We start from the raw sequence: 23,920 nt of genomic DNA on the forward strand, positions 1-23,920 counted from the left end.
GACCGGCTCTCCGGATCATGCGCTGAAATCAAGATATTGGGAGGATGGCCATGCAGGTGGCAGGTAAGGTTGTGGTGGTCACCGGCGGTGGCAATGGCATCGGCAAGGCGCTGTGCGAGGCGTTCCATGCCGCGGGCGCATCGAAGGTCGTGGTCGTCGACCTCGATCATGGCGCGGCCGAGAAGGTCGCGGCCACGGTCGGTGGTGCCGCCTTCAAATGCGACGTCGGGCAGGAGAAGAACATCCTGCATGTGATCGACGAGACCGAGCGCATGTTCGGCCCGATCGCGCTGTTCTGCTCCAATGCCGGCATCGGCGGCGGCTTCGATCCGCTGTCGGTGAACGCCGGCGGCACCTCGGACGAGCCGTGGTCGCGGAGCTGGGCGATCCATGTGATGGCGCATGTCTATGCCGCGCGGCATCTGGTGCCGCGCATGAAGACGCGCGGCGGCGGCTATTTCCTCAACACGATCTCGGCCGCGGGCCTCTTGTCGCAGGTCGGCAGCCCGGCCTATTCGACCACCAAGCACGCCGCGGTCGGCTTTGCGGAAAACCTCGCGATCTCGCACCGCGCCGACAACATCAAGGTCTCGATCCTCTGCCCGCAGGGCGTCGACACCAACATGCTGCGCTCGATCCCGAAGGGCCCGCAATCCGGCGACGGCGATCTTTCCGCCGAGCAGGTGGCGCAGGATGCACTCAAGGGCATCGAGCAGGAGACCTTCCTGATCCTGCCGCATCCGCAGGTGCTCGGCTACATGCGCAAGAAGACCGAGAATTACGACCGATGGATCGGCGGCATGGCCAAGATCCAGGCCAAGATGCGGGAAGCGCACGGGAAGTGAGACCTGTAGCCCGGATGGTGCGAAACGTAATCCGGGTCGAACGTGCGCGCGTGAATCCCGGATTTCGCTGCGCTTCATCCGAGCTACGATATCGGCCGCGCAACTGAGGCGCCTCACTCCTTTGCGATCTGTGCGATCCTGTCGCGCAGATAGGCATCCATCAAATCGGGTGCCGAGGCGCCGAACATCCTGATGCGGCCGGTGTGCAATAGCAGCAGGAGGCCGGTCGCATGCGCGAAGCAGTCCACCATCACCGTGTTCGCCTTCGACCTGGAGGCGCCCGAGCGCCTCTGCGGCTTCGGCAATCGGATGCAGCGCCGCCTCCAGCGCGGCGTTCAGCGCGTGATCGCGGTCATGGCCGAGCCCGGCCGGCTTCATGCCGCCGCGGAACAAGTAGAAGCCGAGATCGAGGTCGCGCGGGTTCTCCGCGTAATAGCGGAAGAAGCCCATGCCTGCTGCGTGCAGCTTCTGCTTGGCGCCGCGCGTCGTCGCGACCGCCGCACTGACGGCTTCGCCGAGCGAGGCCAGCGATTGCCGCAGCACCTCGGCGTAGATCGCCTCCTTGGAATCGAAATGGAAATACAGCGCCGCCGGCGTGTAGCCGGCCCGCGTCGCGATCGCCCGCAGGCTCGCGCCCTCGAGGCCTTCCTCCGCGAACACGCTGCGCGCCGCGTCGAGGATCAGCTCCCGCTTGTGGCGGCTGACCGCTTCCTTCCTGCTCTCGCGCATCTGCATGGCCCGGCAAATCCGTTCTTGACTCAATTCTAACAGCGTTAGATAATTTAACAGTGTTAGAATAAATGAGCAAGGGAGAAGCGCCATGCTGATGACGGCTGCGGACTACCGGGAATCCCTGCGCCGCTACAAACCGCGTGTGTTCATCAACGGCGCGGCCGTTGCGAGCGTCGCGGACGAGCCGTTGCTGGCGCCCGGCGTGGCAGGCGTCGGCGTGACCTATGATTTCGCGCTACAGCCCGAGCATGTGCCGATCATGACGGCGCGGCAGGGCACCTCGGGCAAGACCGTCAACCGCATGCTCCACATCGATCGGAGCTCGCAGGACCTGCTCGACAAGCTCGAGGCGGTGCGGCTGGTGTGCAGGACGTCGGGCTGCGCGCAGCGCTACTTGACCCATGATGCGCTGAACGGTCTCTTTCAGGCGACCAGGCTGACCGACGATCGCCACGGCACCGATTACAGCCAGCGCTTCCTCAACTATCTGCACGAGGTTCAGGACCAGGATCTGACGCTCGGCATCGCCATGACCGATGCGAAGGGCGACCGCTCCAAGCGTCCCGGCCTGCAGGCCAATGCGGACGTCTACGTCCATATCAAGGAGCGCCGGCCCGACGGCATCGTGATCCGCGGCACCAAGGCGATCGTGACCGGCGCGCCTTACATGCACGAATTCCTTGTCATGCCGTGCCGCACCCATGTGCCTGTCGACAAGGATTTTGCCGTCTGTTGCGCCGTGCCGGTCGATGCGCCCGGCGTCACCATCGTCGCGCGTCCGGCCGGCCGGCCCGGCGATGCCGCGGCGAAATTCTCGGCGAAGTACGGTCAGTCGGTCGGCGTCGTGATGTTCGACGACGTGTTCGTGCCGCATGACCGCGTGTTCCTCGCCGGCGAGACCGAGGAGGGCGGCTTCCTCACCACCTCCTACGCGACGCATCACCGGCATTCCTGCATCGGCGCCCGCGCCGGCTTCGGCGATCTCCTGATCGGCGCCGGCGCGCTGATGATCGAGGCCAACGGGCTCGATGCCGAGAAGCATGCGCACATCCGCGAGGCGATGGTCGAGCTGATCACCATCACCGAGAGTTTCTATGCCTGCGGCGTCGCCTCCTCGGTCTACTGCACGAAGGATCCGGCGGGCTCGGTGATGCCGGATGCGGTGTTCTCCAACATCGGCAAGCTGCTGCTGGCGACCAAGATCTACGACATGCACCGCGTCGCGCATTACGTCTCCGGCGGGCTGATCGTCGCGCTGCCGGGTCCCGACGAGGATCACAATCCGGAAACGCGCGCCTCGCTTGCCGCTGTCATGGGCGGACGTCCCGATATCCCGGCCGAGCAGCGCGCCGAGGTGGCGCGGCTGATCGAGGACCTCACCGTCTCGCACGAAGCCGGCTGGTATTCAGTGATCTCGTTGCACGGCGGCGGCTCGCCGGAGGCGATGAAGCGCGAGATCTGGCGCAACTATCCGGTGATGGAGAAGGCCGAGCTGGTCGAGAATTTGCTCGGCCGCGACCTCGTCGACCAGGGACAACGGGTGTCGAAGCAGCCCGGACGCTGCTGCGCAACCGGCTGCGAGGTGCCGACGCCGTCAGCGGCGCCCATGCTCGGCGATCCAATGCCCTCGTAATAAGGTTGCGAATATATGTCCAGCCGTCATTGCGAGGAGCGGCAGCGACGAAGCAATCCATATCTCCACTTGCCGAAAGATGGATTGCTTCGCTTCGCTCGCAATGACGTGGCGAGATTGCCGCTCAGCTCTTCTGCGTGTAGAGCAGCGGCACCGCGGAATCGACCATCACCTCGATCAGGCTGGTGCCTTGATGCGACAGCGCGCGCTGGTAGGCGCCGGCGAGCTCGGCTGATTTCGTCACCCGCACGGCGTCGCAGCCCAGGCCTTCGGCGAGCTTGACGAAATCGATGCCGGGCAGATCGAGGCCCGGCACGTTGCGCACCTGCATCACCTGGCTGAACGAGCGCATCGCGCCGTAGCCGGAATTGTTCAGCACGACGACCGTCAGCGGCAGCTTGCGCTGCGCCGATGTCCCACAGCGCCTGGATCGAATACATCGCCGAGCCGTCGCCGATCAGGCAAACCGTGCGTCCCTGACGTCGACCGAGCGCCATGCCGACCGCTGCCGGCAGGCTGTAGCCGAGGCCGCCGCTCGCCATGGTGTAGAAGCTGTCCTGGCCGTGCATCGGCATCGCCTTCTGCATCAGCGGGCGATGCGACGGTATTTCCTCGACCAGCGCATCATATGGCCCCATCGCGGCCGAGAGCGCATGCAGCGCGTATTCGGCAGGGATCGGGTCGCCGGCGGCCGGAGCCGGCGGCAGGACACGGCCAGCCGGCGCGGTGCGTTTCGTCTCAAGCAGCATCTCGAGCAGCGCCGTCAGCGCGGGCTTCATGGTCGCGACGATGCTGTGGCCGGTCGGCGTCATCGCGGCGGCGTCCGGATCGTCGGTGATCTGGAAGATCGTGGTCGAACCGTCGAAGATCGCGGCATGGCCCTCGACATGGAAGGTGAAGACCGGCGCGCCGACCACGACGACGAGATCGTGATCGCGCAGCGCATCGGAGAGCTGGCCCGGCGCGGCATGCAGGAAGCCGGCAAACTGCGGATGCCGTTCGGGGAACGAGCAGCGCGCCGAGAACGGGCTGGCCCAGACCGCGGCTTTTGATTTCTCGGCGACGTCAACCATGAGATCGACTGCCTCGGCCCGATCGACGGCCGGGCCGACGACGAGGGCAGGGCGCTTGGCCTCGCCGAGCGCGGCCGCCAATGCCTGCATCGCCGACAGGTCGGGGCCGATCTCGCGGCTGACCTGGCGCGCGTCGAGCGGCTGCGTCGCATGCGCCCAGTCGTCGATCGGCACCGAGACGAAGGTCGGCCCGCAGGGCGGCTGCATCGCGACATAATAGGCGCGCGCGATCGCGGCAGGCACGTCCTCGGCGCGCGCCGGCTCGACCGCGAATTTCACGTAAGGCCGCGGGAATTCGGAGGCCCGCTCGGCATAGAGGAAGGCCTGCAGCGGCATGATCGAGCGTGCCTGCTGGCCCGCGGTGATCACCAGCGGGGTCTGGTTGCGATAGGCGTTGTAGATGTTGCCGAGCGCGTTGCCGACGCCGGCCGCCGAATGCAGATTGACGAAACCGGCATTGCGCGTCGCCAGCGCGTAGCCGTCGGCCATGCCGACGACGGATGCCTCCTGCAGGCCGAGCACGTAGTCGATGTCGTCGGGCCAGTCGCTCAGGAACGGCAGCTCGGTCGAGCCGGGATTGCCGAACACCTTCTTGATGCCCCATGCGCGAAGCAGGCCGAAGGTGGCATCCTTGACGGTGACAGTCGTGCCTTTGCTGGCGGCGGGTTTGCGCGAGGACATCGGGCGGCTCCCATTTCTGTCTTGTTACGTTCCGTCATTGCGGGCGGCAAAAGCGGAAAGGCAATCCACCTGTCGATGGATTGCCTGACGATGTCAAGCCGCTGCGCGCATAGTTGCCGCGGCAACGGCTGAAAATTTGCGTAGGCGGCTATCCCGTCATCCTGAGACGCGCTACGCGCTCCTCAGGATGACGGGGTGACTACCTAATTGGCCTTCTGCAGCGCGGCGGTCTGCTTGGCGAGCTGCTTGTCGAAATCCTGCTCCAGCCCGGCCACGTAGGTGGCATTTTCGCCCGGCTTGACGAACGGGTTCGGCGCGCCGTCCTTCATCTGCGCCCGCTTGGCCTGCATGGCGTAGACCTCCGGATGCGGCCCGAGCAGCACGTCGACCTTCATCGCCTTGACCTTGGTGAAGGTCGAGCGGTAGTCGTCGACGATGCCGGGATAGGTCGGACGGCCGACCAGCCGGTTCAGCGCCACCGTTCCGCTGCAGAAGAACAGCACGTTGCGCGCCTGGCTGCCATCCTTGACCGTGATCTCCCAGCTGGTGCAGCCGGGCGAATGGCCGGGGGTGGTGTGCGCGGTCAGCGTGACATCGCCGAGCGTCACCTTGTCGCCTTCCTTGACGGTGCGGTCGACCTTCACCGGCGTAAAGGCGAGATCGGCGTTGTTCTCGTCGCCCGGATAATAGCCGCCCTCGAGCAGGGGCTTGTCGCGCTCGCCGGCGATCAGTTGCGCGCCGGTCTCCTTCTTGATCTCGGCAAAGCCGCCGGTGTGGTCGAGATGGGCGTGGGTGTTGAGGATGATCTTGATGTCGCCCTCCTTGAAGCCGAGCTTGGCGATGTTGTCCTTGATCATGCCGGTCGACTGCTGCATCGCCGTGTCCATCAGGATCAGCCCTTGCGACGTCTTGATGATGTAGACCGCGATCCCGTCAGTGCCCACGTAGTAGATATTGTCGATGAGCTGGAACGGCTCGAACGGCGCGGTCCATTTCTTCATGACAACAGCCATGAAGTCCTTGAGCGTCTGTGCCTGCGCACCGGTTGCGATCAGCGTGAGCGCGCACAGCGCGGCTGCGATCGTCCTCATGGTTGCCTCCCTCTTTGTTGTTGTTCGTGCAGGGGCGGCACTATGCGTGCTGGCGACGCCGGCCGCAAGCTGCGGACGGCAAGCCGCCGGGCAAGCGGCCGTCCGTCCGGCGCATTCCTGTTCTGCGTTCAGCTCGCGTATTGGGCGATGCCGTGGCCGAACGACCAGTTCTCCTTGGTGACCTCGACCAGATTGATGACAACATCGTCCGGCCGTCCCTGCAGCTGGCTCTGATAGTCGTCCACGATCCGCTTGTAGAACGCCTTTTTCATCTCGACGGTACGCCCGGCATTCATGGTAATCTGGATGAAGATGAGGTCGTCGCTGTAGGTGTTGCCGAGATAGTTGTCGGCGTAGTTCAGATCGCCACGGTCGTGCTCGGTGATGACCTGAAACTTGTCGTTCTCGGGGACGTTGATCACCTCGCGCATCGCCTTGTAGACGATCTCGCCCAGCGTCTTGCGATATTCGGCGGACTTGCCGCGCTTCAGGTCGATGCGAACGAATGGCATGGTGGTCTCCTGTGTTGTGCGAGGCTCGGCCGGATCGGCCCCGTGTGATCGAGACGCTGCGGCGGTGCGAAGGCTCTCGCGTCGTCCGCTTGCGCCGGCGGCGTCGGGGAATTCAGCGGGTCGCCTTGAAGGCCTCCCAGCGCGCATCTCGCTCTCTTTGGTATTTGGGAGTTCGCTCGCCCACCATGTCGGCGCGATGAACCGGCTCGCCGCAGGACTCGCAGACCGGACCGAGCCCGGCCGGCTTGCCGCAGACGCGATGGGTGTAGTTCATTGCGCGGCCTTCCCGCGGTGACTTGCACCAGGTCTCGCCCCAGGCGCGCAGCGCCATCAGCACCGGAAAGAACGCGTCGCCCTTCTCGGTGAGGTGATATTCGTGGCGCAACGGGCGTTTGTTGTAGACGCGCCGCGTCACCAGGCCGTCCGCTTCCAGCTTTTTCAGCCGTGCCGTGATCATCTGCGGCGTGCCGCCGGACTGCGCCTGAATCTCCTCGAAGCGATGATTGCGCGCGAACAGTTCGCGCAGAACCAGTACTGTCCAGCGGTCGCCCACGACGGTTTCGGCGCGAGCGACAGGACAGAGCGTTTGGTCAGCCGTGTTGTCCTTCATTTTCGTCATCACGTTTTCTTCATCAGGCTTGAGACTATGATTTTCATAGTAATATGACCCGACATCATCGCAAATGCAATGGGCCGTCGATGGCCCGATCTGTCATCGCCAAGGAGTGAGCCATGACCACCGAACCGGGGCCGACAGCGGCCAAAGTCGATTTGAAGCTCGAGGTCGTCGTCATCCCCGTCTCGGATGTCGATCGCGCCAAGCGCTTCTATCAGGACCTGGGCTGGCGGCTTGATGCCGACTTCGTCAGGCCCGACGGCTCGCGCGCCGTGCAGCTAACGCCGCCGGGTTCGCCGACGTCGATCCATCTCGGCTCGGGACCCGCGCTGCCGCGCTTCTTGATCGTCAATGATATCGAAGCGGCGCGCGCCGAGCTGATCGCGCGTGGCGTCGATGTCAGCGAGGTGTTTCACCGCGGCGCGGAAGGGCGCATCAAGGGGCCGGACCCGGAGCGGCCGAGTTACGGGTCGCTCGCCACGTTCAACGATCCCGACGGAAACGTCTGGCTGCTGCAGCAGGTGACGCAACGCCTGCCCGGGCGATTCGACGGCAACAGTACGAATTTCTCCTCATCGGCTGATCTTGCTGCCGCGCTGCGCCGCGCGGCTATGGCCCATGGCGAGCACGAGAAGCGAACCGGCGGCCACGATGCGAACTGGCCCGATTGGTACGCCGAGTACATGGTCCGCGAACAGGCCGGCAAGCCGCTGCCCGAGTGAACGGAGCTCGTCATCGAAGCAAATCCAACCGGCCGCCTGATAGCCAAGGAGCGATCGATGTCCCAGATCACCTATCCACGCGAGCGGACCGCGCTGCTCCTCGTCGATCCTTACAATGATTTCCTCTCCGAGGGCGGCATGGTCTTTCCGCGCATCAAGCCTATCGCCGACGAGGTCGGGCTGCTCGACAATCTGCGCCAGCTCGACGGCGCGGTCCGGGCCGCCGGCATCCAGGTGGTGATCGTCCCGCACCGTCGCTGGGAGCCGGGCGATTATGAGGATTGGGATCATCCCAATCCGACTCAACGCTTGATCATGCAGCGCCATAGCTTTGCGCGCGGCGAATGGGGCGGGGAATGGCATCCGGACCTTGCGCCCAAGCCTGGCGACCTGATCGCCCAAGAGCATTGGGGGCAGAGCGGGTTCGCCAACACCAATCTCGATTTCCTGCTGGAGCAGAAGGGCGTCACGCATGTGATCGTGGTCGGGCTGCTGGCCAACACCTGCATCGAATCGACCGCCCGCTTCGCAATGGAGCTCGGCTACCACGTGACGCTGGTGCGCGATGCCACCGCCGCCTTCTCGCACGACATGATGCACGCCGCTCACGAGCTGAATGGCCCGACCTACGCCCATTCCATCCTGACAACCAAGGAGGTGATCGCGGCGTTGCCGGCGGCCTCTCATTCCAAGGAGACTGTCAAATGAGCGCGCCATCGAAGACGCCCGTTGCAATTGCGATAAGCCAATCGACCCAGGAAGCGATCGACCAGGACCGGCGCAGGCTGCTGACGGGCGCGGCGTTGGGCCTGGCTGCTGCCGGTGCTGCCAGCCTGTTCCCCGCGCATCCCGCCGCAGCGGCCACCAGCGATGCGATCCGCCCGTTCCGCGTCGACATTCCCGAGGAAGACCTTGTCGATCTTCGCCGCCGTTTGGCCGCAACCCGATGGTCCGACAAGGAAACCGTCAATGACGACTCCCAGGGCGTCCCGCAGGCGATGCTGCGCGATCTCGTCCGCTACTGGCAGACCGACTACGACTGGCGGAAGGTGGAGGCGCGGCTCAACGCCCTGCCGCAGTTCATCACCGAAATCGACGGGGTGAACATTCACTTCATTCACGTCCGCTCGAAACATGACAATGCGCTGCCGCTGATCGTCACGCATGGCTGGCCGGGTTCGGTCATCGAGCAGATGAAGATCATCGACCCGCTGACCAATCCCACCGCGCATGGCGGCAGTGCGTCGGACGCGTTCCATCTCGTGATCCCGTCGATGCCGGGCTACGGCTTCTCCGGCAAGCCGACCACGGTCGGCTGGGATCCCCAGCGCATCGCACGGGCCTGGGTGCAATTGATGAAACGGCTCGGTTACAGCAAGTTCGTGGCGCAGGGCGGTGACTGGGGTTCGCCGGTCTCCAATGAGATGGCCAAGCTTGGTGCGCCGGAGCTGCTCGGCATCCACGTCAATCTGCCCGGTGTCGTTCCGCCCGAGGTCTTCAAGGCGGTCATCACCGGCGGCCCTGCGCCGGACAATATGTCGGCGGAGGAGCAGCACGCCTTCGACCAGATCAAGCTTCAATTCGCGAAACGGCGGGCCTACGCGCAGATCATGGGCACGCGCCCGCAGACGCTTGCGGCCTTTGCGGATTCGCCGGCCGGCCTCGCCGCCTGGCTGCTCGATCACGGCGACGGCTATGCCCAGCCGGCCTCCGCGATGCAATCAGCTGTGCTCGGGCGCGAGGTCAACGGGCATTCCGCCGGCGCACTGACCCGCGACGACGTGCTCGACAACATCACGCTCTACTGGCTGACCAACACGGCGATCTCTTCGGGCCGCCTATACTGGGAAAACAAGACCAACCTTTATCTGCCTGCCAATGTCGCGATCCCCGCCGCGGTGACCGCATTTCCCGGCGAGAGCTTCGTGGCGCCGCGGAGCTGGGCGGAGAAGGCCTATCACAAGCTGATCTACTTCCATCAGGCTGAAGCCGGCGGCCACTTCGCCGCATGGGAGCAGCCCGACATCTTCAGCAGGGAAATTCGCGACGCGTTTCGGCCGCTCCGCAGCTGATCTGAACGTGCAAAAGAACCGAAGGCGGATTCGTCATGTCGAAACTTGCACCGATCGCCACCGTCGAGGTGGCGCCGGAGAAGCGCGATCACGCGCTGTCGCTGCTGTCAGCGCATGGCGCCCGGTTGCTCAGGGATGAACCGGGCACACTGAATTTTGAGATCCTGGTGCCGCGCGAGGATGCCGCCAAGCTCTTGATCTACGAGGTCTATCAGGATGACGCCGCGTTCGAGGCGCACCGCAATGCGCGGTCGATCGCGCAGTTCCGCGAGGAGAGCGCAGGGCTCGGCATCAAGATATCAGCGATGCGGTGCACGCCTGCCGCCTAGGGAGCTGCCGCGAGCGGCGTTACGCCTTGAGGCAGGCGCCGCGCTCGGACAAAACCTTCTCGGCCTTCGGCGTCAGCTCGTAGAGGTCGCCGTCCTTGGCGACGTATCCCTCCCTGATGAGCCGGTCGACTTCGCCTTGCACGTCGTCGGCGAAGGCGATGGATTGGGCGATGTCGCAGAGAACCGCGACCTGTTCATCTCTAAGCATGGCGTCCTCCGTCAGGGCGGGGAACGCGCAAGCCGGGTTTCGGTTCCAAGGGGCCGGATGATACACCCGGCTTTCACCCGGTGAGCTGTGGCTCCGGGTGTTGCATCTTACCCATGCCGCGCATCGAGTACCGGCGCGTAGCCACCGCCGTCCCGACGAACATGAGCACAGCGCGGGCCGCGGAAGTGGGCGGGTATGACGAGGCGGCCGCTGTCCGCAGCCTCTTCCAGGATCTTCGTCCTCGTCTCGCGCGCGAGCTGCGGGTCGGCACAGGATGATGTCGACAGATCGGGCTGGAAGATCTGCACCGGATTGTGCACGGCATCGCCGCAAAAGATCGCGCGATGTTGTGCGTAGTCTACCATCAGCCCCATCTGGCCGCTGGTGTGGCCCGGCAGCGGGACCAGCCGCAGGCCCGGTCCCAACTGATGGCCATCGTCGACCAGATCGACACGGCCTGCCTCGACGATCGGGATGACGCTCTGCTCCAGGGCGCGGGCGTGGATCGGCGGGGCACGCCCGGCATCATGCTGTGTCATCCAGTCGGCAAGCTCGCGGCGGCCGAACAGATACCGCGCGTTAGGAAAGGTCGGCTGCCAGCGGCCGTTGTCCTGGCGCGTATTCCAGCCGACGTGATCGACATGCAGATGGGTGCAGAATACGACGTCGATGCCGGCCGGGTCGATGCCGCTCGCGCGCAGCCGATCAAGGAAGCCGCTGCCGCGCCGCCGATGCCAGGCCGGAATCTCGGGGATGTCCTTCCGCTCGCCGATGCAAGCGTCGATCAGCAGCGTTCGGCCGCCGGTTCGCACCACAAAACTCTGGATCGCGTGTTTCGTGACGCCCCGGGCGAGGTCGATGAACACCGGCTCCAGCGTAGCACGATGCGCCTCGATCAAGCCGCGATCGTATCCGGGCAGGAATTCGGCGAGCGGAAGGCCGAAATCGTCGTCGTCGACGATGACATCGACGGTCGCGTCGCCGATCGTAAATCGCATGACCGCTCCTTCCCGGAGAACCGTGCATCCAAACGCGCGGTCACTATGCAGGGTGGCGCCGTCGATCGCAAGTTGCGTCGCTTGTGAACGGCTATCAGACCATGCCGCGCAGCAGGCCGATCAGGCGGCCGCACTCATCGTCGGTGCCGACCGTGATGCGCAAAAAGTCCTCGATCCGCGGCTTGTGGAAATGCCGCACCAGCACGCCGCGCTCGCGCAACCTCGCGGCGAGATCGGCGCCGCGATGGCTGGGATGGCGGGCGAACACGAAATTCGCCTGCGACGGCAGCACCTCGAACCCCAGCTCAATGAGGCTGCGGACCAGCGCCTCTCTGCTCCTGATGATGCGTTGCCGCGTCTCCTCGAACCACGCCTCGTCCTCGATGGCGGCGACCGCGCCGGCGATCGCGAAGCAGTCCAGCGGATAGGAGTTGAAGCTGTCCTTGACGCGCTCCAGCGCCTCGATCAGCGGGCGTTGGCCGATGGCGAAGCCGACGCGCAAGCCGGCCAGCGCGCGCGATTTGGAGAGCGTCTGGATGACGAGCAGATTGTCGCGGCGCGCGACCAGCGGCACGGCGCTCTCGGCGCCGAAGTCGACATAGGCCTCGTCGACCACCACGAGCCGGTCGGGATGCTCGGCGAGCAGCGCCTCGATCGCGGCGCGCGGCAGCGCGGTGCCGGTCGGTGCGTTGGGGTTGCACAGCAGGATTGCGCTGCCGGGCCGCCGGTAGTCGGCAAGCTGCACGCGCATCGCGGCGTCGAGCGGCACTTGCTCGCAGCTGACGCCATAGAGGCGGCAATAGACCGGGTAGAAGCTGTAGGTGATGTCGGGAAACAGCAGCGGCGCGTCGTGCTTCAGCAGCGCCGGGAAAGCGTGGGCCAGCACCTCGTCCGAGCCATTGCCGACGAACACCTCGTCCGCCGTGACGCCGTAACGCTTCGCGATCGCCTCGCGCAGCGCGGTTGCGCGCGGATCAGGGTAGAGCCGCAGGCGATCCGTGGTCGCTGTGATCGCCGCCACCGCGCGTGGCGACGGCGGGTAGGGATTTTCGTTGGTATTGAGCTTGATGAGGCCGTCGATCTTCGGCTGCTCGCCGGGCACGTATGGCGACAGATTGTGGACGACCGAACTCCAGAAGCGACTCATGATCTGCGACCCAGGATTGAACGCGATCACAATAAGGAATACGAGGCGCTGATGAAAGCGCCTCTTTATTCCCTCGCATCATGACGCGCGTCGTGCTCGCGCGTTACCAGGTCGCCGTGCCCTTCATGGTCGGCTGGCCCTCGGCATTCGCGGTCCACAGCTCCAAGCCGCCGTCCTTGTCGCTGGCATTGATCGAGAACTCGCTGCCCTCGAACAGCGGCTGCACGCCGCGATAGGTGAGCTTCTTCGGCGGCTTGCCGCCGCGCAGCTTGGCGGCGAACTCGACGATGAAGGAAGCCTGCAGCGGGCCGTGGAAGATCAGGCCAGGATAGCCCTCGACCTTGGTGACGTAGTCGCGGTCGTAATGAATGCGATGGCCGTTGAAAGTCAGCGCCGAATAGCGGAACAAGAGCACCGGGTCGGAGACGTGGCTCTCGCGATGCTGCGCGACCGGTGGAGGCGGCGGCTCCTTGGCGGGCGCAGCGCCCTGCGTGCTCGTCATCTCGCGATAGACGATGTCCTGCCGCTCGCGCACCGCAAGCCCGCGCGAGGTCGTCACCTCGTGATTGACCGAGACGAAGCACAGCGTGCCGGTCGAGCCCGATTTGACCGTGACGTCGACGATCTTCGAGGTGCGTTTGGCCTCATCGCCGATGCGCAAGCTGTCGAAGAATTCGAGCTCGCCGCCGGCCCACATCCGGCGCGGCAGCGGCACCGGCGGCAGGAAGCTGCCGCGGGTCGGGTGGCCGTCGGGGCCAAGCTGCGACATCGGAAACACCGGCTGCGCCAGGCACCAGTGCGTGGTCCACGGCGCGGCATCACCGGCCTTCGGCTCGCCGATCTCCTGGAACAGCGTCGCGCGCAGCCCCATCACGAGATATTTGGTGACGACGTCAGAGGCCTCCGTGGTCTTGCCAATCCATTGGCGGAGATGATCGAGGTCGAGTTTGTCGCTCATGATTGTGTTGCCCGGGCAGGAGGGATTTCAGGAACGTCTGGTGCGCTCGCCGATCGCGGGCACCTTGCCGTAGTGCCTGTCCTCGCCGACCACGATCGCGGCCGGCGCCGGATAGCTGACCTTGCCGTTCGGCGTGTCGACCTCGATGCGGCGCAGATGCGGATGTTTCGCGAGGTCGTCCATGCTGTTGACCTCGGCAAAGGCAATGTCGGCCTCGGCGAGCTTCGCCAGCAATTCCTCGCGCGTCAATTTGCCGAAGCTGTCGCTGACGATTCCGTCGGTCAGCACCCGGTTGCGCACGCGCTCGACCATGTTGGCAAAGCGCGGATCGTCGGGCAGGCCGGGCTGGTCCAGCACCTTGGCGCACAGCGTCTTCCACTCGCGCTCGCTCTGGATCGAGATCAGGATCTCCTTGCCGTCCTTCGAGCGGAACACGCCGTAGGGCGCGATCGAGGGATGGGCGAGGCCGATCCGCTTCGGCGACTTGCCGTCCTCGGCATTGAGCAGCGGCACGGTGAGCCAGTCGGCCATCACGTCGAACATCGAGATCCGGATGTCGGCGCCGTCTCCGGTGCGACTGCGACCGATCAGCGCTTCGAGGATCGCGGCATGCGCGGTGGCGCCGGTTGCGACGTCGACGATCGACATGCCGACGCGCGAGGCGCCTTCCGGGCCGCCGGTGATCGAGGCAAGGCCGCTCTCGGCCTGGATCAACAGGTCATAGGCCTTGCGGTCGGCATAGGGACCGGTGTCGCCATAGCCGGTGATCGTGCACATGATCAGCTTCGGGTAATCCTTGCGCAGCCGCTCGCGCGAGAAGCCGAGCTTGTCCATCGAGCCCGGTTTGAGGTTCTGCAGCAGCACGTCGGCACCGGCGATCAGCTCTTCCAGCTGCGCGCGGCCTTCCTTGGTGGCGAGGTCGACCACGGCGGAATCCTTGCCGCGGTTGAGCCAGACGAAATAGCTGCTCTGGCCCTTCGCCGCGGCGTCGTAGCCGCGGGCGAAATCGCCCTCGGGCCGCTCGATCTTGATGACATGGGCGCCGGCGTCGGCGAGGCGTGACGAGCAGAACGGCGCGGCAACCGCCTGTTCGACGGCGATGACGGTCAATCCCTCAAGCGGCAGCATGATCAAGCAACTCAGTAGGAGCGGGGCATGCCGAGCACGTGCTCGGCGACGTAGGACAGGATCAGGTTGGTCGAGATCGGCGCCACCTGGTAGAGCCGGGTCTCGCGGAACTTGCGCTCGACGTCGTATTCCTCGGCAAAGCCGAAGCCGCCATGGGTCTGCACGCAGGCATTGGCCGCTTCCCAGGAGGCATCGGCCGCCAGCATCTTGGCCATGTTGGCCTCGGCGCCGCAGTCGAGGCCGGCTTCATATTTGCGGGTGGCTTCCTTCACCATCAATTCGGCGGCGCGCATCGAGGCATAGGCCTTGGCGACCGGGAACTGGATTCCCTGGTTCTGGCCGATCGGCCGCCCGAACACGCTGCGCTCCTTGGCGTAGTTGGTGGCCTTGGCGATGAACCACTTGGCGTCACCGACGCATTCGGCGGCGATCAGGATGCGCTCGGCATTCATGCCGGACAGGATGTAGCGAAAACCCTTGCCTTCCTCGCCGATCAGATTCTCCGCCGGCACCTTCATGTCAGTGAAGAACACTTCGGTCGTGGCGTGGTTCATCATGGTGCGGATCGGGCGGATCTCCAGCCCCTTGCCCTTCACCTCGCGCATATCGACGATGAACACCGAGAGACCGTCGGTGCGCTTCTTCGACTGCTCCTTCGGCGTGGTGCGCGCCAGCAGGACCATCAGGTCGGAATATTCGGCGCGGCTGGTCCAGATCTTCTGGCCGTTGACGACGTAATGGTCGCCCTCGCGGCGCGCGAAGGTTTTCAGCGACGAGGTATCGGTGCCGCTGGTCGGCTCGGTGACGCCGAACGCCTGCAGCCGCAACTCGCCGGTCGCGACCTTCGGCAGATACTTGGCCTTTTGCGCGTCATTGCCGTGCCGCAGCACGGTGCCCATCGTGTACATCTGAGCGTGGCAGCCGCCACCATTGCAGCCGGCGCGCTGGATCTCTTCCAGGATCGCCGCCGCCGCCGACAGCTTCAGGCCGGCGCCGCCATATTCCTCGGGGATCAGCACCGAGAGATAGCCGGCCTCCGTCAGCGCATCGACGAATTCCTTCGGATAGGCCATCTGGCGATCGAGCTTGCGCCAGTATTCGCCTGGAAACTGCGCGCAGAGTTTTGCCACCGCGTCGCGGATGTCGGAATGGTCGTCGATGTGTTGATCGTGTGCGGTCATTGTTTCGTCTTGCCGAGAGGTTGCGCCAGAGCGTTTTCGAGCGAGGTGGAAATCGGTTCGCGTGAAGAAAACGCCCGCTGTTGTGGGGGCCCGGTAAACTCCCTATGCTGTTTTGTTATAGCGTATGAACCTGCCTTCCAGGATTGGCAAGTATGGATTTCCGCCAGCTTAGGACCTTTGCGTGCGTCGCGGAACTCGGGAGCCTGAGCAAGGCATCCGATACCTTGCGGGTCGCGCAGCCGGCGCTGAGCCGGCAGATCAAGCTGCTGGAACACGAGCTGCGCACCGAATTGTTCACGCGCAACGGTCGCGGCATGGTGCTGACCGATGCCGGCCGGCTGCTGCTGGCGCGCACCAGCGGTATCGTGCGGCAGATCGACCAGATCCGCGACGACATCCAGTCCGCCGGCGGTGCACCGTCCGGGCGCGTCGTGCTCGGGCTGGTGCCGACGGTGAGTTGCGTGCTGTCGGCGCGGCTGGCGCGGCGCACGGTGGAGCGCTATCCCGGCATCTCGCTCTGCATCGTCGAGAGCTACAGCGGCCATCTGATCGAGTGGCTGCATCGCGGCGAGATGGACCTTGCCGTGATCTATGGCCCGTCGGTCGATCTGCATCTGGCGGTGCAGAGCCTCGGCCGCGACAGCATCGTCGCGGTCGGCCCGCGCGGCAGCGGGCTGAAGCCGAAGAAGCAAGTCGACTTCGGCTGGCTGATGCGCCAGCGCCTGGTGCTGCCAAGTCATTCGCACGGCCTCCGTGCGCTGCTCGAACATGCCGCGGCCAAGAAGAAGATCGATCTCGACGTCAAGCTCGAGGCGGATTCGTTTCGCGTGCTGACCAGCCTGGTCGAGGAGGGGCTCGGATATACCTTGCTGCCGCCGTCCTCGGTCCGCGCCGAGGTGGCGGAGGGCCGGCTCGAGACCGCCGCCATCGCGCGGCCGGCGCCGCGGCGCGAGCTGACCCTGGCCTCGCCGGTCGAGCATCCCGGCTCCAACGCGATGACGCTGATCGCGAAGCTGTTGCGCGACGAGGTCGCCGCGCTGCGCGCCGAGGGGCTCTGGGATATCCAGCTCGCCTGAGCGCGGCTTCGCATCAGCTCACCTTGAAGCCGAGATGGCCGCGGAAGCGGTTCTTCAGGTAGGTGCCGTCGCGCGGCGGCAGCGCGCGCTCGACCTCGCCGGCGGCGATGCGGATGCGCGCCAGCCGCGGGCCGCCGCCGAGATCGCGCAGGCTGGTGCGGAATTTCTCGATGCCGGCCATTTCGGCGATCTCACAGACATTGCCGATGCCCGCGCCATCAGCGATCACCTCGAGCCTGGCGCCGAGGCCCGAGTGACTCGGCTGCATGCCGGTCTCGCCGAAATGGCCGTTGTCGAGCACCGCGATCGAGAGATTGCCGGGCTGCTTGGTCGCGATCGTCAGCAGGCTGCCGATCCCCATCAGCTGCTCGCCGTCGCCGGTGATCACGAGCACCGGGCGCTTTGGCTGCGCCAGCGCGAGGCCGAGCCCGACCATCGCCGCGCCGCCCATCGCGCCCCACAGATAGAAATTGCCGGGATGCTCGCCGGCGTCGAACACGTCGTAGGAGGAGGAGCCGAGCCCGGAGATCACGAGCAGCTCGCTGCGGTCGGCAAGCAGCGCCTTCACGGCGGCGCGGCGATCGAGAGTGCCTGTTGATGCCGACATCAGTGCGTCTCCCTGGTCCACTTCTTCCGGCCGATCATCCGCTGCGAGATCAGCACCGCGACCTGCTGGTCGCCGTCATAGGCGAGCGAGGCGGCGGCCGAGATCACCTCCTCGGCATCATCGGGGTTCTCCAGCCGCAGCACGGTGGTGCCCATGATCTCGAACGCCTGCGGCGTCGCCCGGCCCATCGGGATCTGCCAGGGATTGAATTCGGCCCATTCGCCGCGCATCGTCACCAAGGTGAGCAGCGGGAAACGGCAGCTCGCCATCAGCGACAGCATGTTGACGCAATTGCCGACGCCGCTCGATTGCATCAACAGCACCGCGCGATCGCCGCCGAGCCAGGCGCCGGCCGAAAGCGCCACGCCCTCTTCCTCTGTCGTCAGCACCGTGGTCTTGATGTCGGCATCGGCGTGCGACAGCTTGATCAGCTTGGAATGTCCCGCATCGGGAACGTAGGACACCTGTGCCACGCCAAAGCTCTTCAGCGTGCGGTAGATCGCAACCGGCCAGTCCCGGCTGGTCGCTCTGTCCTGGTGAACGGCAATCTGGTCCATCATGGCCTCGGCGGTGGCGTTTTCGAACGAACCGGGTACCGGTTCGCGAAGAAAAACGCGTCAATACAAGGGACGCGCATGGGCGCGTCCTCACACCGCTGGCTCTAAGCCAGGTCAGGGGTTTATTCTCTTCGCATCTGGCTCGCCCAGCTATGCCGGAATTTTATAGGGCCCAAGGTTTTGCAGGGCCGACGCAAGCGAAATGGCGGCCGGAGCCGGCTGCGTCTTTTGGTCGGGTCGAGCAACAGCCCCATTACGGCCTAAGACGATGCTCTATGCTAGAAGATGCCGGTTGGCGGCAGCGCCGGGCTTCATTTTCAAGGCTTTATTTCGCATATCGATATATCCGTCGCATTTTCAGGGATCAGGGCATGATTGTCCGAGATCGGTTTCGCGGCCTCTTCCCAAAGTATTTTCTCGCGCTGTTCCTGGCCGTCGCGCTTCCGCTCGTGATCAACGGGTCGATCGAAGCCTGGTTCGGTTACCGCGATCAGCGCGCAAGGCTGGACCAGTTGCTCGGTGTTCAGGCGGCTTCCGCGGCCGCTGAAATTCATAACTTCATCTCCGACATTGCAAGCCAGCTCGGCTGGCTGGTCCAGCTTCCCTGGACCGACGAGGTCGATGAGGGACGCCGAACCGATGCGTTGCGTCTGTTTCGTCAAGCGCCGGCCGTCGTCAGCCTGACACTCATCGACAACAATGGGTTGGAGCGTCTCTACGTCTCACGGGTCGGCCTCAATCGAATTGAAAGTCGTATCGACCGATCGGCTGAACCTGCGCTGGTCGGCGCCCACGCACGCCAGGTTTGGTTCAGCGATGTCAGCTACAACAGAGGCTCAGAGCCGTATTTGACCATTGCGCTCGTGGGTAACCGATCCGCGGTCGGCGCTGTCATCGCCGAAGTCAATCTCAAGCTGATCTGGGATGTCGTATCGGCGATCAAGGTGGGAGAGACGGGCCTCGCCTTCGTGCTGGACCGGCCGGGCCGTCTCATTGCCCACCCCGACATCAGCCTCGTCCTCCGCGGGCTGGAAGAAACAACCTCTCAGCCGTTTCGCACCATACGCGACGCGATCGGCCCGGGAGCGGGCTTTGCAACGGGCCGCGACGGACAGGGACGTCCGGTTGCCGCCCGCGCGGCTCCGGTGGCGGGTCCCGATTGGACCGTCGTGGTGGCGCAGCCGCTCTCCGAGGCTTACGCCCCGATCTATGCCGCGTTGCGACGGACCACAGTGCTTCTCGCAGGCAGCACCGTATTTGCAGGGCTGCTCGCTTATGCATTCGCGCACCGGATGACCGAGCCGATCAGGCTGCTCGAGGAGGGGACGGAGCGGATCGGCGCCGGATCGTTCGAGCACCGCATTTCGATCCAGACCGGGGACGAATTTCAGCGTCTGGCAAGCAGCTTCAACAGGATGGCGGGCGAGCTCGCGCTGGCGCAGCAGCACCAGGAGCGGATCGCGAAGCTCAAGCGGTTTCTCGCGCCTCAAGTCGCCGATCTCGTCGATCGTGCCGGCGATGACAGCGTGCTTGATGGCCGCCGCACCGATGTCGTCGTTGTGTTCTGTGACTTGCGCGGATTCACCGCGTTTTCCGCAGGCGTCGCTCCCGAGGAGGTCATGAGCGTGCTGTCCGAATATTATGAGGTTCTGGGCAGGGTCATTGCGCGGTTCGAAGCAACGCTCATCAGCTTCTCGGGAGACGGGCTGATGGTGCTGGTGAACGCACCCGTGCCGGTCGAGGAGCCGGCGCTGAGAGCCGTCGACCTCGCGACCGAAATGCAGAAGCGCGTGCAGGGCTTGATCGGCGGCTGGCGGTCGCGGGGCTACCAGGTTGGCTTTGGAATAGGGCTTGCAAGTGGATCGGCGACGGTTGGGCGGATCGGCTACGAAGACCGGCTCGATTACACGGCGATCGGCAGTGTCGTGAATCTCGCCGCCCGCCTGTGCGCATCTGCCGCAGATCGGGAAATCCTGATGGACGCAGGGACCGCCGCAAGCGTCAGAGGCAAGCGCTCCCTGGAGGATATCGGGAGTCGCCAAATCAAGGGCTTCGATGACGCCATTCCGGTGTTCGGAATATCTTTTTGATGTGTGTTGGCCGATGCCGGCCGGAGCGGTTCGGTGCAGTCCATTGGCGACTGGTTTCGGATCGTGGGATATACTTCCGCCGACGGCGAACGCCAGCGGGTCGATAGAGCATGAGTTGCGCTCATTCTCGTGCAGCAACATCCCACGGACGCGGCAGCCGGCGCGAGGTCCTGTTGTTGATGGCTGCCGCCGCGGCCTGGACCACATCCTCGCGGGCGCAGAAGCCGTCGATGCCTGTGATCGGCTATCTTTGTCCGGAATCGCCGGAGTTGTTTGGCAGCCGGCTGAAGGCTTTCCACCAGGGACTTCGTGAAGCCGGCTTTGTCGAGGGCCGCGACGTTGCGATCGAATATCGATGGGCCAATGGGCAATATGCCCGGTTACCTGCACTGGCCGGCGAATTGATCGCGCGCGACGTCGATGTGGTGGTTGCGCCCGGCGGCGCCCCCGTCGCGCTTGCCGCCAAAGCTGCCGGCGTCACCAAGACGATCGTTTTCGAGATGGGCGGCGACCCCGTTCAGCTGGGTGTGGTGGACAGCCTGTCGCGGCCGGGAGGCAACATCACGGGAATCTCGAGCCTGAGCGTCGACGTGTCGCCGAAGCGGCTCGAGTTGATGCACGAACTTCTGCCGGCGGCGAAAACGTTGGGGGTCGTGACCAACCCGACAAGTCCAACGGCCAGCTCGCAACTGCAGAAGCTTCAGGCCGCTGCCGAAACTTTGGGGGTCCATCTGCAGATATCGAGGGCAAGCAAGGAAGAGGAGTTCGAAGCCGTATTTGCTTCCGTAGAGAGAGATTCGACAAACGCGCTTGTTTTCACCTCCGATCCCTATTTTGCATTTCGCAGCCGGCGATTGGCCGATCTCGCACTGAAGTATCGCGTTCCCGCAATCACGCAGACCCGGGATTTCCCGACAGCCGGAGGCTTGATGAGCTATGGCGGAGATTTCGTGCAGTCGCATCGACGCGCGGGCGTCTATGCCGGCCGGGTTCTGAAGGGTGAGAAGCCTGCCGATCTTCCGGTTCAGCTGGTCACCAAGGTCGAGTTCGTCATCAACCTGAAGACCGCCAAACTGCTTGGCCACGAGTTCTCTGCTTCAGTCGTCAGCGGCGCAGACGAAGTGATCGAGTGACTCGTTCATGAACCTGGTAGTCCGGCCGGCACGGGCTGAACGGTCCGGCCGGACCGTGACATCGCGTGCGCTCACGTGCTCAACTGCCGGGCTGTAGAAACGCGCCGTATTGCTTGCTCGTGGCGACCGCGGCGGCCGCCTGTCCGATGACACGCATTGCCGCCATCATCGGCCACGGCCCAAGGCTCACCCTGCGAACACCGGCGCGGGCGAGTTCGCCGATTTCGGGCACGCCTTGCGTCACCATGATGTTGACGGGCAGCGGCGTCAGTTGAACGAACCTCTCGATCAGTATGAGGTCGGTGAGCCCCGGTACAAAAATTCCATCAGCGCCGGCATCGGCATAGACCTTCGCACGTCGCGCCGCCTCATCCAGACATTGCTCGGGCGAGCCGAACTTCAGCAGAAACGGATCGGTTCGCGCATTGATGAAGAGGTGAACGCCGAGTCTCTGCGCGGCGTCCCGCACCGCCCTGATCTTCGCGGCATGCTGCTCCGGAGTGGCGAGCTGCCGCTTTCCGCCAACAAGCCCGTCCTCGATATTGATGCCGATCGCGCCGGCCTTCAGGATGCTTGCCGCCGAATGCGCGGCGGCATCCGGCGTGTCGCCATAACCCGCCTCCAGATCGATCGACACCGGAACCGGCACCGACGCGGTCATCCGCGAGACCAGGCCTTCCACGATGTCGAGCGGGGCATTTTCGCCGTCGGCGTAGCCGAGTGCGGATGCGACCGCGCCGCTGCTGGTCGCCACCGCCGGCGAGGCCTTCGCGATCGCCTTGGCGGTGGCGACGTCCCAGGCGTTGAACAGGACGAGCGGATCGCCCTGCTTGTGAAGTCGGTGAAACGCTTCGGCGTAGTGCTGCTGTGTCGTGGCGTCCATTGCGCGCACTCCTGGTCAGAGAATTCGAAGGATGGTGTGGCTGACGCGGCTGCAGGTGGTGGCGTCCGTTCAGTCGGCGGCGTGCGTTGTGAACCAGTCCATGATCAGACCTGTGACCTCGGCCTCACGCTCGAGGTGCGGGAAGTGGCCGACGTCGGGCAGGACGATGCGCCGATGTGGTCCCTTGAAGAGCGGCTCTTCCTTGATCGAATACCGCGCCGTCGGATCGTTGCCGCCATAGATTGTCAGCGTCGGTGTATGCATGTCGTTGATCGGTAGCCGGCCCGCAACTCCCGCATCGACCAGGCCATTGTAGTATTTCAGCGCCGCCTTCATGGTGCCGGGAGAGCTGAGCGTCTCCTTGACCGAGCGGAGATGCTCGTCGTTCTGCAGGGTTGGCGACCACAGCTTCCAAAGGTAGTCGACGAAGGGAAGTCCCTCGATGTTGACCGCCGAGTGAGCGCCAGGCACCGTGAAGAAATAGACATGGAAAACCGATCGAACGGCATCGGGGTCGCTCCGGAGGCTTGGGATTGTGATCGGGTGCGCGGTGTTCATGACCACCGCGGCCTTGATCGCCGACGGCGCCGTGGCCAGCGCCTGGAAGGTTGACGTACCGCCCCAATCCATGCCGACGACGTAGGCCCGTCCGTCTTCGCTCAGCGCCGCGATCAACGCTTCGAGATCCTGGCCCAGCGCGATCGGATCGAAAATGCCGTCGGCCGGAATCTCCGTCGGCGCATAGCCGCGCAGGAACGGCGCGACCGCACGATAGCCGGAATCCGCGAACACCTGCAGCTGCTTTCGGTACGACCAGGCATTGTCGGGAAAGCCGTGCATGAACATGACGAGCGGTCCGCTGCCCTGTTCGAGATAGGCAAATCGCACGCCGTTGGCCTGCACGTATTTCAGGGCGGGTTCGCTGCCGGCAGCGTCACGCGTTGCCAGTGCGGTGCTTCGGGTCGTCATCCTGCTCTCCATTTGTGTCGTCGTTGCGCTCCCGGGCAAATATGTGCGTAGCGCACATATCTGGTCAAGTTGTTTTTTGTGCGCAGCGCACATATTGTTCCCGGCATGGAAAACGGAATCGCTAATCTGCTGGGCGCGCTGTCGCTCGCTGTCATGGATCGGATCGAGCAAGGCGCGCGCGAGGTCGTCGGCCGTGGCGGCGAAACGCCCGCGGCGCTCATCGTCATCGGCTATGGTCAGGGCATGACCAACGACAAGCTGAGGCGGATCCTTGGCCTGTCGCACTCCGGAACGGTCCGCCTGGTCGATCGGCTGGTTTCGGATCGGCTTGTCGAACGCCGGGCGGGCAAGGACGGCCGCGAGGTCGCCTTGCACCTGACGGCATCGGGCGCTGCGTCCCGGAATGAACTGCTGGCGTCGCGGATTTCAGCCGTGACGTCGCTGCTCGACGTGCTGTCGGTCGCTGAGCGGAAGCAGCTCGCAACGCTGATCCGCGAGCTGCTGGCAAGGCAGGACACATCCGAGATGGATCGCTTCACGATCTGCCGGATGTGCGACGACCGGGTCTGCACCAATTGCCCGTTGCCGACCAGCAAGGGTCAGCACGCGCGCTAGAGAGGTTACTTTGAATCGAGCGGCCAACTCCGCTCACCTCGCCCCGCGTGCGGGGAGAGGTCGG

The 23,920-nt window shown here is 64.7% G+C and carries 24 protein-coding genes and 2 pseudogenes; 10 read left to right on the forward strand and 16 right to left on the reverse strand.

Annotated features, from left to right (window positions below; translation table 11 throughout):
* The first annotated feature begins 50 nt into the window (after positions 1-50).
* A complete protein-coding gene (locus tag ACVI1L_RS21740; protein WP_076830800.1) occupies positions 51-845 on the forward strand; it encodes an SDR family oxidoreductase in 795 nt (264 codons plus the stop codon).
* Positions 846-958: 113 nt separating this feature from the next.
* On the opposite strand, the gene ACVI1L_RS21745 is transcribed toward ACVI1L_RS21740, so the two are convergent.
* Together ACVI1L_RS21745 and ACVI1L_RS21750 are read right to left on the reverse strand one after the other, a co-directional pair.
* Entirely contained in the window at positions 959-1,096 is a 138-nt protein-coding gene (locus tag ACVI1L_RS21745) for a hypothetical protein (RefSeq protein ID WP_456783738.1), read from the reverse strand.
* Between the two features lie 349 nt (positions 1,097-1,445).
* Positions 1,446-1,667: pseudogene (locus tag ACVI1L_RS21750) on the reverse strand (TetR family transcriptional regulator); the annotation flags it as partial.
* Between ACVI1L_RS21750 and ACVI1L_RS21755 the strand changes: the two are divergent.
* On the forward strand, positions 1,666-3,210 hold the full coding sequence (locus ACVI1L_RS21755) for a 4-hydroxyphenylacetate 3-hydroxylase family protein (RefSeq protein WP_456783739.1): 1,545 nt from the start codon (positions 1,666-1,668) through the stop codon (positions 3,208-3,210). The pseudogene ACVI1L_RS21750 and the gene ACVI1L_RS21755 sit on opposite strands and share 2 nt — an antisense overlap.
* Before the next feature lie 124 nt (positions 3,211-3,334).
* On the opposite strand, the pseudogene mdlC reads toward ACVI1L_RS21755, so the two are convergent.
* From mdlC to ACVI1L_RS21775, 4 genes and pseudogenes are all read right to left on the reverse strand, one after another.
* A pseudogene (gene mdlC, locus ACVI1L_RS21760) lies at positions 3,335-4,964 on the reverse strand (benzoylformate decarboxylase).
* A gap of 203 nt (positions 4,965-5,167) precedes the next feature.
* A complete protein-coding gene (gene blaBJP, locus ACVI1L_RS21765; RefSeq protein WP_225648158.1) occupies positions 5,168-6,055 on the reverse strand; it encodes a BJP family subclass B3 metallo-beta-lactamase in 888 nt (295 codons plus the stop codon).
* 128 nt (positions 6,056-6,183) lie between these two features.
* Entirely contained in the window at positions 6,184-6,567 is a 384-nt protein-coding gene (locus tag ACVI1L_RS21770; protein ID WP_456783740.1) for a tautomerase family protein, read from the reverse strand.
* A gap of 112 nt (positions 6,568-6,679) precedes the next feature.
* Positions 6,680-7,177 carry a winged helix-turn-helix transcriptional regulator gene (locus ACVI1L_RS21775; protein ID WP_156436432.1) on the reverse strand — a complete coding sequence of 166 codons (498 nt, stop codon included), beginning with the start codon at positions 7,175-7,177 and terminating at the stop codon, positions 6,680-6,682.
* 122 nt (positions 7,178-7,299) lie between these two features.
* Between ACVI1L_RS21775 and ACVI1L_RS21780 the strand changes: the two genes are divergently transcribed.
* Genes ACVI1L_RS21780 through ACVI1L_RS21795 form a run of 4 tightly spaced genes read left to right on the forward strand, consistent with a single transcriptional unit; the run spans position 7,300 to position 10,306 of the window.
* Positions 7,300-7,905 carry a VOC family protein gene (locus ACVI1L_RS21780; protein WP_456783741.1) on the forward strand — a complete coding sequence of 202 codons (606 nt, stop codon included), beginning with the start codon at positions 7,300-7,302 and terminating at the stop codon, positions 7,903-7,905.
* A gap of 57 nt (positions 7,906-7,962) precedes the next feature.
* Positions 7,963-8,613 (forward strand): isochorismatase family cysteine hydrolase, encoded by a 651-nt coding sequence (locus ACVI1L_RS21785; protein WP_168858541.1) that lies wholly within the window; start codon positions 7,963-7,965, stop codon positions 8,611-8,613.
* On the forward strand, positions 8,610-9,977 hold the full coding sequence (locus tag ACVI1L_RS21790) for an epoxide hydrolase family protein (RefSeq protein WP_057019282.1): 1,368 nt from the start codon (positions 8,610-8,612) through the stop codon (positions 9,975-9,977). The genes ACVI1L_RS21785 and ACVI1L_RS21790 overlap by 4 nt, the downstream gene beginning before the upstream one ends.
* A 35-nt stretch (positions 9,978-10,012) precedes the next feature.
* Positions 10,013-10,306, forward strand: a complete 294-nt coding sequence (locus ACVI1L_RS21795; protein WP_456783742.1) for a putative quinol monooxygenase — start codon at positions 10,013-10,015, stop codon at positions 10,304-10,306.
* A 19-nt stretch (positions 10,307-10,325) separates the two neighbouring features.
* Here the strand turns inward: ACVI1L_RS21795 and ACVI1L_RS21800 are convergent, their stop codons facing one another.
* The 6 genes from ACVI1L_RS21800 to ACVI1L_RS21825 form a co-directional block, all read right to left on the reverse strand.
* Positions 10,326-10,514, reverse strand: a complete 189-nt coding sequence (locus ACVI1L_RS21800; RefSeq protein ID WP_038386258.1) for a Rossmann-fold NAD(P)-binding domain-containing protein — start codon at positions 10,512-10,514, stop codon at positions 10,326-10,328.
* Between the two features lie 107 nt (positions 10,515-10,621).
* Positions 10,622-11,512 carry an MBL fold metallo-hydrolase gene (locus ACVI1L_RS21805; RefSeq protein ID WP_456783743.1) on the reverse strand — a complete coding sequence of 297 codons (891 nt, stop codon included), beginning with the start codon at positions 11,510-11,512 and terminating at the stop codon, positions 10,622-10,624.
* 94 nt (positions 11,513-11,606) lie between these two features.
* On the reverse strand, positions 11,607-12,659 hold the full coding sequence (gene hisC / locus ACVI1L_RS21810) for a histidinol-phosphate transaminase (protein WP_456783744.1): 1,053 nt from the start codon (positions 12,657-12,659) through the stop codon (positions 11,607-11,609).
* Between the two features lie 103 nt (positions 12,660-12,762).
* Positions 12,763-13,617 carry an FAS1-like dehydratase domain-containing protein gene (locus tag ACVI1L_RS21815; protein ID WP_456783745.1) on the reverse strand — a complete coding sequence of 285 codons (855 nt, stop codon included), beginning with the start codon at positions 13,615-13,617 and terminating at the stop codon, positions 12,763-12,765.
* A gap of 27 nt (positions 13,618-13,644) precedes the next feature.
* Positions 13,645-14,745 (reverse strand): CaiB/BaiF CoA transferase family protein, encoded by a 1,101-nt coding sequence (locus ACVI1L_RS21820; protein ID WP_456783746.1) that lies wholly within the window; start codon positions 14,743-14,745, stop codon positions 13,645-13,647.
* A gap of 11 nt (positions 14,746-14,756) precedes the next feature.
* A complete protein-coding gene (locus ACVI1L_RS21825) occupies positions 14,757-15,926 on the reverse strand; it encodes an acyl-CoA dehydrogenase family protein (RefSeq protein ID WP_050386889.1) in 1,170 nt (389 codons plus the stop codon).
* Positions 15,927-16,078: 152 nt separating this feature from the next.
* Between ACVI1L_RS21825 and ACVI1L_RS21830 the strand changes: the two genes are divergently transcribed.
* Entirely contained in the window at positions 16,079-17,002 is a 924-nt protein-coding gene (locus ACVI1L_RS21830; protein WP_028334965.1) for a LysR substrate-binding domain-containing protein, read from the forward strand.
* A gap of 13 nt (positions 17,003-17,015) precedes the next feature.
* Here the strand turns inward: ACVI1L_RS21830 and ACVI1L_RS21835 are convergent, their stop codons facing one another.
* A complete protein-coding gene (locus tag ACVI1L_RS21835) occupies positions 17,016-17,609 on the reverse strand; it encodes a thiamine pyrophosphate-dependent enzyme (protein ID WP_456783747.1) in 594 nt (197 codons plus the stop codon).
* The gene (locus tag ACVI1L_RS21840; RefSeq protein WP_456783748.1) at positions 17,609-18,169 is read right to left on the reverse strand and encodes a phosphonopyruvate decarboxylase; all 561 of its coding nucleotides are present in this window, start codon (positions 18,167-18,169) and stop codon (positions 17,609-17,611) included. Before ACVI1L_RS21840 ends, ACVI1L_RS21835 begins: the two co-directional genes overlap by 1 nt.
* 368 nt (positions 18,170-18,537) lie before the next feature.
* On the opposite strand from ACVI1L_RS21840, the gene ACVI1L_RS21845 reads away from it, so the two are divergent.
* Complete coding sequence (locus tag ACVI1L_RS21845) at positions 18,538-20,256, forward strand: adenylate/guanylate cyclase domain-containing protein (protein WP_057019289.1); 1,719 nt, start codon at positions 18,538-18,540, stop codon at positions 20,254-20,256.
* 179 nt (positions 20,257-20,435) lie between these two features.
* A complete protein-coding gene (locus ACVI1L_RS21850; RefSeq protein ID WP_057019326.1) occupies positions 20,436-21,389 on the forward strand; it encodes an ABC transporter substrate-binding protein in 954 nt (317 codons plus the stop codon).
* A 79-nt stretch (positions 21,390-21,468) separates the two neighbouring features.
* On the opposite strand, the gene ACVI1L_RS21855 is transcribed toward ACVI1L_RS21850, so the two are convergent.
* Together ACVI1L_RS21855 and ACVI1L_RS21860 are read right to left on the reverse strand one after the other, a co-directional pair.
* Entirely contained in the window at positions 21,469-22,272 is an 804-nt protein-coding gene (locus tag ACVI1L_RS21855) for an isocitrate lyase/PEP mutase family protein (protein WP_456783749.1), read from the reverse strand.
* A 69-nt stretch (positions 22,273-22,341) separates the two neighbouring features.
* Positions 22,342-23,241 (reverse strand): alpha/beta fold hydrolase, encoded by a 900-nt coding sequence (locus ACVI1L_RS21860; protein ID WP_456783750.1) that lies wholly within the window; start codon positions 23,239-23,241, stop codon positions 22,342-22,344.
* 105 nt (positions 23,242-23,346) lie between these two features.
* Between ACVI1L_RS21860 and ACVI1L_RS21865 the strand changes: the two genes are divergently transcribed.
* Complete coding sequence (locus ACVI1L_RS21865; protein WP_057019292.1) at positions 23,347-23,856, forward strand: MarR family winged helix-turn-helix transcriptional regulator; 510 nt, start codon at positions 23,347-23,349, stop codon at positions 23,854-23,856.
* Positions 23,857-23,920: the final 64 nt, after the last annotated feature.

Source organism: Bradyrhizobium sp. USDA 4516 (assembly GCF_054055915.1).

Bases quoted from the DNA above. Each gene is read 5' to 3' on its own strand.
- ACVI1L_RS21740 (WP_076830800.1), top strand. From the start codon at position 51: ATGCAGGTGGCAGGTAAGGTTGTGGTGGTCACCGGCGGTGGCAATGGC.
- ACVI1L_RS21745 (WP_456783738.1), bottom strand. From the start codon at position 1,096: ATGGTGGACTGCTTCGCGCATGCGACCGGCCTCCTGCTGCTATTGCAC.
- ACVI1L_RS21755 (WP_456783739.1), top strand. From the start codon at position 1,666: ATGCTGATGACGGCTGCGGACTACCGGGAATCCCTGCGCCGCTACAAA.
- blaBJP (WP_225648158.1), bottom strand. From the start codon at position 6,055: ATGAGGACGATCGCAGCCGCGCTGTGCGCGCTCACGCTGATCGCAACC.
- ACVI1L_RS21770 (WP_456783740.1), bottom strand. From the start codon at position 6,567: ATGCCATTCGTTCGCATCGACCTGAAGCGCGGCAAGTCCGCCGAATAT.
- ACVI1L_RS21775 (WP_156436432.1), bottom strand. From the start codon at position 7,177: ATGAAGGACAACACGGCTGACCAAACGCTCTGTCCTGTCGCTCGCGCC.
- ACVI1L_RS21780 (WP_456783741.1), top strand. From the start codon at position 7,300: ATGACCACCGAACCGGGGCCGACAGCGGCCAAAGTCGATTTGAAGCTC.
- ACVI1L_RS21785 (WP_168858541.1), top strand. From the start codon at position 7,963: ATGTCCCAGATCACCTATCCACGCGAGCGGACCGCGCTGCTCCTCGTC.
- ACVI1L_RS21790 (WP_057019282.1), top strand. From the start codon at position 8,610: ATGAGCGCGCCATCGAAGACGCCCGTTGCAATTGCGATAAGCCAATCG.
- ACVI1L_RS21795 (WP_456783742.1), top strand. From the start codon at position 10,013: ATGTCGAAACTTGCACCGATCGCCACCGTCGAGGTGGCGCCGGAGAAG.
- ACVI1L_RS21800 (WP_038386258.1), bottom strand. From the start codon at position 10,514: ATGCTTAGAGATGAACAGGTCGCGGTTCTCTGCGACATCGCCCAATCC.
- ACVI1L_RS21805 (WP_456783743.1), bottom strand. From the start codon at position 11,512: ATGCGATTTACGATCGGCGACGCGACCGTCGATGTCATCGTCGACGAC.
- hisC (WP_456783744.1), bottom strand. From the start codon at position 12,659: ATGAGTCGCTTCTGGAGTTCGGTCGTCCACAATCTGTCGCCATACGTG.
- ACVI1L_RS21815 (WP_456783745.1), bottom strand. From the start codon at position 13,617: ATGAGCGACAAACTCGACCTCGATCATCTCCGCCAATGGATTGGCAAG.
- ACVI1L_RS21820 (WP_456783746.1), bottom strand. From the start codon at position 14,745: ATGCTGCCGCTTGAGGGATTGACCGTCATCGCCGTCGAACAGGCGGTT.
- ACVI1L_RS21825 (WP_050386889.1), bottom strand. From the start codon at position 15,926: ATGACCGCACACGATCAACACATCGACGACCATTCCGACATCCGCGAC.
- ACVI1L_RS21830 (WP_028334965.1), top strand. From the start codon at position 16,079: ATGGATTTCCGCCAGCTTAGGACCTTTGCGTGCGTCGCGGAACTCGGG.
- ACVI1L_RS21835 (WP_456783747.1), bottom strand. From the start codon at position 17,609: ATGTCGGCATCAACAGGCACTCTCGATCGCCGCGCCGCCGTGAAGGCG.
- ACVI1L_RS21840 (WP_456783748.1), bottom strand. From the start codon at position 18,169: ATGATGGACCAGATTGCCGTTCACCAGGACAGAGCGACCAGCCGGGAC.
- ACVI1L_RS21845 (WP_057019289.1), top strand. From the start codon at position 18,538: ATGATTGTCCGAGATCGGTTTCGCGGCCTCTTCCCAAAGTATTTTCTC.
- ACVI1L_RS21850 (WP_057019326.1), top strand. From the start codon at position 20,436: ATGGCTGCCGCCGCGGCCTGGACCACATCCTCGCGGGCGCAGAAGCCG.
- ACVI1L_RS21855 (WP_456783749.1), bottom strand. From the start codon at position 22,272: ATGGACGCCACGACACAGCAGCACTACGCCGAAGCGTTTCACCGACTT.
- ACVI1L_RS21860 (WP_456783750.1), bottom strand. From the start codon at position 23,241: ATGACGACCCGAAGCACCGCACTGGCAACGCGTGACGCTGCCGGCAGC.
- ACVI1L_RS21865 (WP_057019292.1), top strand. From the start codon at position 23,347: ATGGAAAACGGAATCGCTAATCTGCTGGGCGCGCTGTCGCTCGCTGTC.